This is a genomic window from Variovorax sp. 05L425 (assembly GCF_056397705.1).
Window position 1 is genome coordinate 193,639 of record NZ_JBFTNY010000010.1, and the last position, 9,520, is coordinate 203,158.

At 66.3% G+C, this 9,520-nt stretch carries 8 protein-coding genes; 2 read left to right on the top strand and 6 right to left on the bottom strand.

Annotated features, from left to right (window positions below):
• Window positions 1-68: 68 nt before the first annotated feature.
• Genes AC1DN9_RS14070 through AC1DN9_RS14095 form a run of 6 tightly spaced genes read right to left on the bottom strand, consistent with a single transcriptional unit; the run spans window position 69 to window position 4,775 of the window.
• Window positions 69-902: a LytR/AlgR family response regulator transcription factor gene (locus tag AC1DN9_RS14070; RefSeq protein ID WP_478101099.1), complete on the bottom strand. Its 834-nt coding sequence runs from the start codon at window positions 900-902 to the stop codon at window positions 69-71.
• Window positions 899-1,948 carry a sensor histidine kinase gene (locus tag AC1DN9_RS14075; protein ID WP_478101101.1) on the bottom strand — a complete coding sequence of 350 codons (1,050 nt, stop codon included), beginning with the start codon at window positions 1,946-1,948 and terminating at the stop codon, window positions 899-901. Before AC1DN9_RS14075 ends, AC1DN9_RS14070 begins: the two co-directional genes overlap by 4 nt.
• Complete coding sequence (locus AC1DN9_RS14080) at window positions 1,945-2,835, bottom strand: sterol desaturase family protein (protein WP_478101103.1); 891 nt, start codon at window positions 2,833-2,835, stop codon at window positions 1,945-1,947. Before AC1DN9_RS14080 ends, AC1DN9_RS14075 begins: the two co-directional genes overlap by 4 nt.
• Window positions 2,832-3,869 (bottom strand): alpha/beta hydrolase family protein, encoded by a 1,038-nt coding sequence (locus tag AC1DN9_RS14085; protein ID WP_478101105.1) that lies wholly within the window; start codon window positions 3,867-3,869, stop codon window positions 2,832-2,834. The genes AC1DN9_RS14080 and AC1DN9_RS14085 overlap by 4 nt, the downstream gene beginning before the upstream one ends.
• On the bottom strand, window positions 3,863-4,144 hold the full coding sequence (locus AC1DN9_RS14090) for a 2TM domain-containing protein (RefSeq protein ID WP_478101107.1): 282 nt from the start codon (window positions 4,142-4,144) through the stop codon (window positions 3,863-3,865). The genes AC1DN9_RS14085 and AC1DN9_RS14090 overlap by 7 nt, the downstream gene beginning before the upstream one ends.
• 28 nt (window positions 4,145-4,172) lie before the next feature.
• Window positions 4,173-4,775, bottom strand: a complete 603-nt coding sequence (locus AC1DN9_RS14095; protein ID WP_478101109.1) for a DUF6622 family protein — start codon at window positions 4,773-4,775, stop codon at window positions 4,173-4,175.
• 155 nt (window positions 4,776-4,930) lie between these two features.
• On the opposite strand from AC1DN9_RS14095, the gene AC1DN9_RS14100 reads away from it, so the two are divergent.
• Window positions 4,931-6,202, top strand: coding sequence for an efflux RND transporter periplasmic adaptor subunit (locus AC1DN9_RS14100; protein WP_478101111.1), 1,272 nt, complete (start codon window positions 4,931-4,933; stop codon window positions 6,200-6,202).
• A gap of 13 nt (window positions 6,203-6,215) precedes the next feature.
• Window positions 6,216-9,341: an efflux RND transporter permease subunit gene (locus AC1DN9_RS14105; RefSeq protein ID WP_478101113.1), complete on the top strand. Its 3,126-nt coding sequence runs from the start codon at window positions 6,216-6,218 to the stop codon at window positions 9,339-9,341.
• Window positions 9,342-9,520 lie beyond the last annotated feature (179 nt).

A 9,520-nucleotide genomic window follows, 5' to 3' on the forward strand; every position in this document is an offset into this window, starting at 1 on the left:
CTGCTGTCACATGAAAAGCCGGCCCCCGTCAAAAGGGGCCGGTTTTTTCATGGGCGCCTACTTTCTGATTACATCGCCCGGAAAAGGTGAGCGTAGAGGCGGCTGACGGGGATTTTTTCCGAGCGGCCGCGCAACGTCAGGTGCTGCCGGCCGGTGTCGTCACGGTGGACCGATTCGACGGCGTCGCTGCGCACGACCACGGCGCGGTGCACCTGCCAGAAGATGTTGGCGTCGAGTTGGGGCAGCAACTGCTTGAGGGGCGTGCGGATCAGGTATTCGTGTTTCGCAGTCAGCACGCGCACGTATTTGTCGGCTGCCTCGAAATATTGCACTTCGTCGATGGGCACCATGCGCACGCTGTTGCCCGACGAGCCGGCCTCGCTGGCCGCGATCAGCTTGAGCGGGGCGCCGGCGCCAGGGGACGGCGCGCCTTCGCCGGCGGCGGCCAGGACCTTGCGCCATTGGGCCAGCGTGCTGGCGATCGCATCGGCGGCCGGCAACGCGGGCGATGCGGCCGATTCCGTCATCTTCCGCAACCGGTCCACGGTGCGACGCAGGCGATCGGGCTGCACGGGCTTGAGCACGTAGTCGATGGCCTGGGCGTCGAAAGCGCGTGCGGCATATTCGTCGTAGGCAGTCACGAAGACCAACTGCGGCATCGGCGCCTCGTCGGTTGGCCAGGTATCGGCGAGTTCGGCCGCGACGCCCAGGCCGTCCAGGCCCGGCATGTGGATGTCGAGGAAGAGCACCTGCGGCAGTTTGGCCAATGCGTCGCGCACGGCGCTGCGGCCGTCGCCCACCATGGCGACGATGTCCAGTTCAGGCCACGCGGCGGCCAGTTCGGCATGCAGGGCTTGAGCCAGCAAGGGTTCGTCTTCGGCAATGAGGGCTGTCGTCTTCATGCGGGCGAGGGAAAGCTGATGGCGGCGCGGGTGCCGCCGGTGGAAAGCGGAGTCAGGGTCATGGCGCTCTGAGAGCCGTACACCGTGTTGAGTCGCTCGCGCACCTGGGCGAGGCCGAAGCCGCCTGTCTCGGAGCATGTGACATCGCCGTCGATGCCCACGCCCGTGTCGCTCACTTCGATGACGAGTCGCGCGCCTTCGCGCTTCGCGTGCACGGTGATTTCGCCGCCTTCCACCTGGGGCTCCAGGCCGTGTCGGATACTGTTTTCGACGAGCGGCTGCAGCATCAGCGGCGGCACGGGCACGTCGCGGAGTTCGTCGGGCAGGTCGAGTGTGTAGCGCAAGCGCTCGCCCATGCGCACCGACATCAGTTCGAGGTAGTCGCCGAGCCGGTCGAATTCAGCCGACAGCGGATGCGCAAGCGCCCGAGACCCTGTCAGCGTGATGCGCAGGTAGCTGTTGAGGTGGTCGAGCATCGCCACTGCGCGCGGCGGGTCGGCCGTGATGAGCGCGCGCAGATTGGCCAGCGTGTTGAAGAGCATGTGTGGCTCGAGCTGCGTTTCGAGCAGCTTCAGTTTGGCCTCGGTGGCATCGCGTTCCGCTGCGCTGATCTGCGCGGCCAGCGCGGCGGCCCGTCCGCGCGCATGGAAAAAGAAGCTCGCCGCGGCGCCTGCGAAGACGGTGATGGCGAGGCTGATCGAGTTGTCGCGCGGCGAACTGACAACGCCGTCGCCGAAGATGAGATCGGCGATGCGGTCACCGAAGAAGAAGCCGCAGCCGATGCCGGTGGCGGTCAGGACCATGCCGCGCCAGCCCTTCGGCCAGCCATGTCCGCCGCTGCTGCTGCGGTGGCAGTGGCGCTCGTCGACCAGATAGCGGCCGAACTCGATCACGCTCCAGGAAACGAGCCCGATCGTCAGGGCATAGCCGACCTGTACCAGATAGCTCTTGCGCGGCCAGATGAGTGTCGTGAGCACCGCGACCGCGCAGCAGAACGCCGCCACCTGGAGGCAGTGGCGGGCGGCATCGCTCCAGCGGATGTTCATGCCGCGGCCCCGCGCCGGCGCAGCGCCTCGGTGGTTTCGCCCGGACCGTCGGGAGACCATCCCGGCGGCTTCCACAGATAGCTCCATGCTTCCCGAATCGATCGGGCGCCGCGCAGATCGCGCCATAACGCCTGCCATTGGCCGAACTCGATTTGCAGCAGGTTGTATGTCCTGATCGGCGTCACCAGGCCGTAGCGGATCGGGACATCGTCGCGCTCGGCGATGTAGGTGCCGAACAGCCGGTCGAAAACGATAAGCACGCCGCCGTAGTTGCCGTCGAGATACTCGAGGTTCGAGGCGTGGTGGACGCGGTGGGCGGACGGCGTGTTGAGAACCCACTCCAGCGGTCCGAGCCTGGGGATCCAGGTGGCATGGATCCAGAACTGATAGAGCAGATTGAGCGACAGCATGATGAGCACGATCTGTGGCGGCATGCCCAGCAGCGGCGCCAGCATGAAGAAGGCCAGCGTGCCAGTGAGCCTGCCGGTCCAGCCGAAGCGATAGGCCGCCGAGAGATTGAGCTGGTTCGGCGAATGGTGGACGGCGTGGGTGCACCAGAACCAGCGCACGCGATGGGCCGCCCGGTGGTACCAGTAGTAGCAGAACTCCTGCCCGATGAAGCAGGCCACCCAGCCCGACCAGTGCTGCATCGGCAGCGTCCACAGCCGGTGGGCGTAGACCCAGTCCATGGCATGAACCCAGAAGAGCAGCGGCAACAGCCAGCGCAGGGGGTATTCGCGCACCAGGAAGTCCGTCAGCGAGATGCCTGCGGCCTTCCAGTCGTAGCCCCCCTTGCCACGTACCCACGAGAGCACGAGCGCTTCGGCCAGCGAGGCGAGGAGCACGGTGACCACCGCCGTCTGGAGGATCAGGATGAGGACGCTCATGGCTGGAGATTCTGGACGAAGAAATGCGTGATCGCGGCGTAGGCGCCCGGCAGGGTGGCGCGGTCGAAGCCCGGCGGGTCGTCCAGCAGCGCGGCAGCGCGCGCCGGCAGATCGGGCGGTTGCGGCGACAGCGTCGAGCCGTGGCCGCCGTTGGGCATGTCGACGATCAGCACACAGCGCTTGCAGGCGGCGCGCACCGCATCGATGTGCCATTGAGGCGCCAGCCAGGCGTCCTGGCCGCCACGGACCAGTCCTACCGGGATGCCGGGCGTCGCGAGCGAAGCCATGTCGATGGTCGCGGCCATGGGCACAGCGGCCACTGCAGCAGTGATGCGCGGCTCGGTCCAGCTTTCCAGCGTCGTCTGGCCAGCCAGCTTGGCGTTGATCACGCGTCGGGACACGGCCAGACGCAATGGGTCGAGCATGCCGCCGGTGAGCGAAGTCGCCAGTCCCACGCAGGCGGGGAAGTCCTCTGCCAGATGCGCCTGGCAATGCGTGTTCAGCAGGGCGGGCGACCAGCGCGCACCTGCCAGCGTCAGTGCGGTGAGACCGCCGGCCGACATGCCATAGACACCCACATGGCGGAAGTCGAGCAGCGGCGCAAAGCGCGCATCCACCGCCATCGCATCGATGGCTTGCGACACTTCCTTGGGACGGTGGCGCCAGGTCCTGGGGCCCACATCGCTCATGTCATGAAAATTGTCGCCAGCATGTTCGGGCATGGCCACCGTGAAGCCCGCGTTGACCAGCGTGATCGCCAGATCGGCGTGCGGCCACGGAGCGCCGCCGGAGCCGTGAGAGATCACGATCAGATGGCCGTTGCCGCCAACCGGCGCGGCGTCGACGGCGGCGCTCAGCGTGAACGGGCCGCGACGCACGGTGGCGGCAGGCGCGTCGGTCGGATAGAACACCGTGATCGGTCCGGAACCTGCGGGCGCCGCAAGCACGGTCAGCCCGGTGGCTGCTTGCGCCGCCGAAGCCAGCGCGCAGATCGTGACCAGCGCGAGTCTGCAAACGAATGAGGCGCTCACCATGGATCCCCCTTGGCTCCGGAGAGCCTGGCGCGTTCGCGCTCGACCATGCGCTCCAGCATGTTGCTGCCCGGTGCGAAGAGCCAGACCGATGCGCCATGCAGGATCAGGCCCACGCCCCAGCCCAGCAATGGAAAGATCGCCCACCGATGGCCGGTCGCGAGCGAGAGCACGACCAGCATCAAATTGACCGTCAGATAGGCGGCGAGATGAATGAACCAGCCGATCTTGGCCTTGGCGCGCCGGCGGGCCAGTTGTTCGATGTTGCTTGCGTCCATGGCGAGTTCCTCCGACTTCATCAGGTTGTCAGGCGGTGACGGCAGCAGCGCGGTCGCCCTGGATTGCAAGGCGCCACAGGCGGATCCCCCGGCCGGCGAAGATCCCCGTGAAGGCGCCGTAGAGCGCGCTGATGCCGATCTCGAAAGTGGCTTGATGCCCGAGTTCGGGATGGATTGCAAGCAGCACCCCCACCGTGTATTTGGTCAGGAAGATACCCATGATGAGCGTCAGCGGCACGGCGGAGCCGGCGACATGGAACCGTCGTGTGGCGGCGTCGTAGCGCGTGGTGGCCTGCAACGGTCGCTGAAGCACGAGGGCGAGCACCGTGAGCGCCGCGGCGCCCCAGGCGGGCAGGGCCATCGGGGAATCGCCGAAGGCCGACGCGACCCCGAAGAGCGAAAGGCCGATCATCACGACGGGCATGAACGTCGCCCGCGTCAGGCTCACGCTGCTCGTGAGCATTTGCCGCGCGCCGAACCACAGCAGGGCGGCGAAGCAGACGAACACCCACTTGGGTGTGTGGATCAGGATCTGAGTCAGCATGAGGGTTCTCCGTGCGAAGAGGGTGAAGGAAGAGTAGGTTTCGATGGGCGGACTGTGCCGATACCTCCGGCGGCCCGCCACGCCCATGCGATGAAACGCATCTTGGCGGCGCCAGTTGCAATGCGCTGTCGCGAGATGCAGACGTGGATGTCTGCTTTACAGTGCCTTTACGGTTCGTAACGTCGGAGCGCTACGATTCGACGATCCACTACAGGGCAACCTGCAAACCGCCCAACGCACCGATGTCGTCTCCCTCCACCGAGTCCAGTCCCGCCACCGAATCCGCCATTCGTCCTCCCACTCGCCGGCGGCGCTGGTTCGGCAGCCTGCTGGCCCTGCTGGTGGTGCTGGCGCTCGTCGGTGGTGCGGTGTACCTGGTCAAGCGCCCGGCCACGCCGGCCGGCGGGCCCGGTACCTTCGGCGGCGCGAGTACCGTCGGCCATGCCGTGGCTCGCCGTGCAGACCTGCCGATCCTCATCGACGCCCTGGGCACCGTGACGCCGCTGGCGACCATCACGCTGAGGCCTCAGGTCGGCGGCGTGCTGACCGAGGTGCACTACACAGAAGGCCAGATGGTCGCCAAGGACCAGCTGCTGGCGCGCATCGATCCACGTCCCTACGAGCAGGCGCTGGCGCAGGCCCAGGGCACGCGCGTGCGCGACGAGGCGCAACTCGAGGCGGCGCGCGTCACGCTGTCGCGCTACCGCACATTGCTCACGCAGGATTCGATTGCCCGCCAGGACGTCGACACGCAGGCCGCGCTGGTCAAGCAGCTCGAAGGTGCGGTGATCACCGACCGCGCCGCCGAGGCCGCGGCCAAGCTCAACCTCGAATACACGCGCATCACCGCGCCGGTCGCGGGTCGCATCGGGCTGCGCACGGTCGACCCGGGCAATACCGTCACGGCCAACGCGACCACGGGCATCGCGATGATCACGCAGATGAACCCGATCGACGTGCAGTTCGCCGTGCCGCAGGATCGCATTCCGGACATCCAGGCGCAGCTTGCCAAGGGCGAGAAGCTGTCCGTCAAGGCGATGGACCGCGTGCGCAGCTCCACGCTCGATACGGGCTACTTCTCCACGCTCGACAACGTCGTCGACACCAGCACCGGCACGGTCAAGGCCAAGGCACGTTTTGCCAATGCCGGCCTGCCGCTGTTTCCCAATCAGTTCGTCAACATTCAGATGACGCTGCGCACCGTGAGCGCCATCGTCGTGCCGGTGACCGCCGTGCGCACCGGCCCCAACGGCAACTTCGTCTATGTAGTGAACGACGACCGCACGGTGTCCATGCGCGCGGTGAAGCGCGGTGAGGCCACGACCGATCTCGTGGCGATCGCCGATGGCGTCAAGGAAGGCGACATCGTCGTGACCGAAGGCGGCGACCGCCTGAAAGACGGTGCCCGCGTGCAATTGCAGGGCGACAAGCCCGCCGTGGCGAAGCCGGCCGGTCAGCGTCCGCGCGGCGAAGGCCAGGGCCAAGCCCGTCGCCAGCGTCCGCCGCCGCAGTGAAAGGACAGAGATGATGAGTCCATCGCGCGCTTTCATCGAGCGGCCGGTGGCGACCGCGCTGCTCATGGTCGCGATCGTCCTCGCGGGCCTGGTCGGTTTTCGCTTCCTGCCGCTCGCGGCGTTGCCTCAGGTCGACTACCCGACGATCCAGGTGCAGACGCTCTATCCAGGCGGAAGCCCGGAGGTCATGAGCCGGACCGTGACGGCGCCGCTCGAGCGTCAGTTCGGCCAGATGGCGGGCCTCGACCGCATGAGTTCGACCAGCGCCACCGGCGTGTCGATCATCACGCTGCAGTTCGCGCTCGACCAGACGCTCGACGTGGCCGAGCAGCAGGTGCAGGCCGCGATCAACGCCGGCGGTTCGCTGTTGCCGGCGGATCTGCCCGCGCCGCCCGTCTATGCCAAGGTCAATCCAGCGGATGCGCCCATCCTCACGCTGGCCGTAAGCTCCGAGACCATGCCGCTCACCGAGGTGCAGAACCTCGTGAACACGCGGCTCGCGCAGAAGATCAGCCAGGTCAGCGGCGTAGGGCTGGTGTCGCTCTCGGGCGGCCAGCGGCCGGCGGTGCGCATCCAAGCCAATACCGACGCGCTGGCATCGGTGGGTATCGGCCTGGATACGCTGCGCACCGCCATCGCGGCGGCCAATTCGAACAGTGCGAAGGGCAGCTTCGACGGCCCGAAGCGGGCCTACACCATCAATGCCAACGATCAGCTCGCGACGGCGGCCGACTACAGGAACCTGATCATCGCGTGGAAGAATGGCGCGCCCGTGCGCATGAGCGACGTCGCGCGCGTGGTCGACGGCGCTGAGAACACGCAACTCGGCGCATGGGCGGCCGTGCGTCAGGATGCGAAGGCGAAGGATGGCGCGCAGGAACCGGAGACCAAGCTCTATCCGGCAATCATCCTGAATGTGCAGCGACAACCCGGCGCCAACGTGATCGGCACGGTTGACGCCATCAAGAAGCAGCTGCCCGAGCTCGAATCCTCGCTGCCGGGCTCGGTCAAGGTCGAGATACTGAGCGACCGCACGACCGGCATCCGCGCATCCGTGAGCCACGTGCAGCTCGAACTCGCGCTGGCGGTGGTGCTGGTGGTACTGGTGATCTTCTTCTTCCTGCACAGTCTGCGAGCGACGGTGATTGCGAGCGTCGCGGTGCCCATCTCCCTGATCGGCACGTTCGGGCTGATGTATTTGCTGGGGTACAGCCTCAACAACCTGAGCCTGATGGCGCTGACCATCGCGACCGGTTTCGTGGTGGACGACGCGATCGTGATGATCGAGAACATCGCCCGCTACCTGGAGAAGGGCGAGCCGCCGTTCCAGGCCGCGCTCAAGGGGGCAACGCAGATCGGCTTCACGATCATTTCGCTGACGGTCTCGCTGATTGCCGTGCTGATTCCGCTGCTGTTCATGGGTGATGTGGTGGGACGGCTGTTCCGCGAGTTCGCAGTGACGCTGGCGATCACGATCCTGATTTCGGCGGTGGTCTCGCTGACGCTGGTGCCGATGATGTCGGCGCGCTGGCTCAAGCCCGAGTCGGAAGAGGGCGGGCGCTTCGGCGCGAGCGTGCAGCGCTTCTTCGACCGCGTGATCGCGCGCTACGACCTGTGGTTGCAATGGGTGTTTCGTCATCAGCCGCTGACGCTGCTGGTGGCGGGGCTGACGCTGGCACTGACGGTGCTGCTCTACGTCGTGATTCCCAAGGGGCTCTTTCCGACGCAGGATACGGGTCAGCTCCAGGCGCGCATCGAGGCGGCGCAGGAGGTGTCGTATGTGCGGATGGCCGACCTGCAGCAGTCGGCCGCGAACGCGATCCTGGCGGATCCGGACGTGCAGAGCCTGAGTTCAGTGGTCGGCGTGGATGCGGCCAACAACACGGCGCTCAATACCGGCAGCATGCTGGTCAACTTGCGCAAGGGCCATGATTCGCAGAGCACGGTGATGCAGCGTTTGCGAGACCGCGTCCACGACAACGTCGCTGGCGTGACGCTGTATCTGCAACCGACGCAAGATCTGACCATCGACGCCGAGACGGGGCCGACGGAGTTCCGGCTGTCGCTCGAAGGCGTGGATACAACGACGGTGAACGACTGGGCACGCAAGCTGGTCGAGCGTCTGCGCACTGTGCCGCAGGTGCGCAATCCGACGACCGATGCGGGCGCGCAGGGCCTGGCCGCCTATGTGGATATCGACCGCAACACGGCTTCGCGGTTGTCGGTGACGGCAAGTTCGGTGGACGATGCGCTCTACAGCGCCTTCGGGCAGCGGATCGTGTCGACGATCTTCACGGAGACGAATCAGTACCGCGTGATTCTGGAAGCGCAGCGCGATGCGTTGTCCTCGCCGGAGCTTCTGGGCAATCTGCAATTGCGCACGGGCGCGGGCACCCCGACACCGCTGTCGTCGCTGGCGACAGTGCGCGAGCAGTACTCGCCGTTGCAGGTGACGCGAGTTGCGCAGTATCCGGGCGCCACGGTGGGTTTCGACACTGCGCCGAACGTGGCGTTGGGCAAGTCGGTGGCCGCGATCCGCGCGGCGGCCAAGGAGATCGGCATTCCGGCGAGTGTGAGCATGACTTTCCTCGGTGCCGCGGGGGCTTACGAGAAGTCGCTGACCAATCAGCTGTGGCTCATTCTTGCCGCGGTGGTGTGCGTGTACATCGTGCTGGGCGTGCTGTATGAGAGCTACATCCATCCGCTGACGATCCTGTCGACGCTGCCGTCCGCGGGTGTGGGTGCTTTGTTGGCGCTGATGGTGACGGGCAACGACCTGGGGGTGATCGGAATCATCGGGATCATCCTGCTGATCGGCATCGTGAAGAAGAACGCGATCATGATGATCGACTTCGCGATCGATGCCGAGCGGAACCAGGGCAAGTCGCCGGAGGAAGCGATTCATCAGGCGGCGTTGTTGCGCTTCCGGCCGATCCTGATGACGACCCTGGCTGCGCTGTTCGCTGCATTGCCGCTGATGTTCGGATGGGGCGAGGGCGCGGAGTTGCGGCGGCCGCTGGGGCTGGCGATTTTTGGCGGGCTGGTTGTGAGTCAGGTGTTGACCTTGTTCACTACGCCTGTGATCTATCTTGCCTTTGATCGCATGGGGCGGCGGTTTGGGCAGAAGGCGTCGGCATGAGTTGCTTGGCTTGTTGTCTGTTGCTTTGTGAGGTCCGCCCGGTATGCGGTGCGGGCTGTGCGACCCCGCTGCGCCGGCCCTTCGGGCTTCCCTGCAGTGCTCGCCTCAGGCGGGGTCCGCGTGAAACTCGCTGCGCTCAGACACACGCGGCCCTGATCCGCCTGAGGCTGCGCGCTTCG

Coding starts and splice junctions, on each gene's coding strand:
- AC1DN9_RS14085 (WP_478101105.1), bottom strand. CDS start 3,869: ATGGTGAGCGCCTCATTCGTTTGCAGACTCGCGCTGGTCACGATCTGC.
- AC1DN9_RS14100 (WP_478101111.1), top strand. CDS start 4,931: ATGTCGTCTCCCTCCACCGAGTCCAGTCCCGCCACCGAATCCGCCATT.
- AC1DN9_RS14080 (WP_478101103.1), bottom strand. CDS start 2,835: ATGAGCGTCCTCATCCTGATCCTCCAGACGGCGGTGGTCACCGTGCTC.
- AC1DN9_RS14070 (WP_478101099.1), bottom strand. CDS start 902: ATGAAGACGACAGCCCTCATTGCCGAAGACGAACCCTTGCTGGCTCAA.
- AC1DN9_RS14090 (WP_478101107.1), bottom strand. CDS start 4,144: ATGGACGCAAGCAACATCGAACAACTGGCCCGCCGGCGCGCCAAGGCC.
- AC1DN9_RS14075 (WP_478101101.1), bottom strand. CDS start 1,948: ATGAACATCCGCTGGAGCGATGCCGCCCGCCACTGCCTCCAGGTGGCG.
- AC1DN9_RS14095 (WP_478101109.1), bottom strand. CDS start 4,775: ATGGGCGTGGCGGGCCGCCGGAGGTATCGGCACAGTCCGCCCATCGAA.
- AC1DN9_RS14105 (WP_478101113.1), top strand. CDS start 6,216: ATGAGTCCATCGCGCGCTTTCATCGAGCGGCCGGTGGCGACCGCGCTG.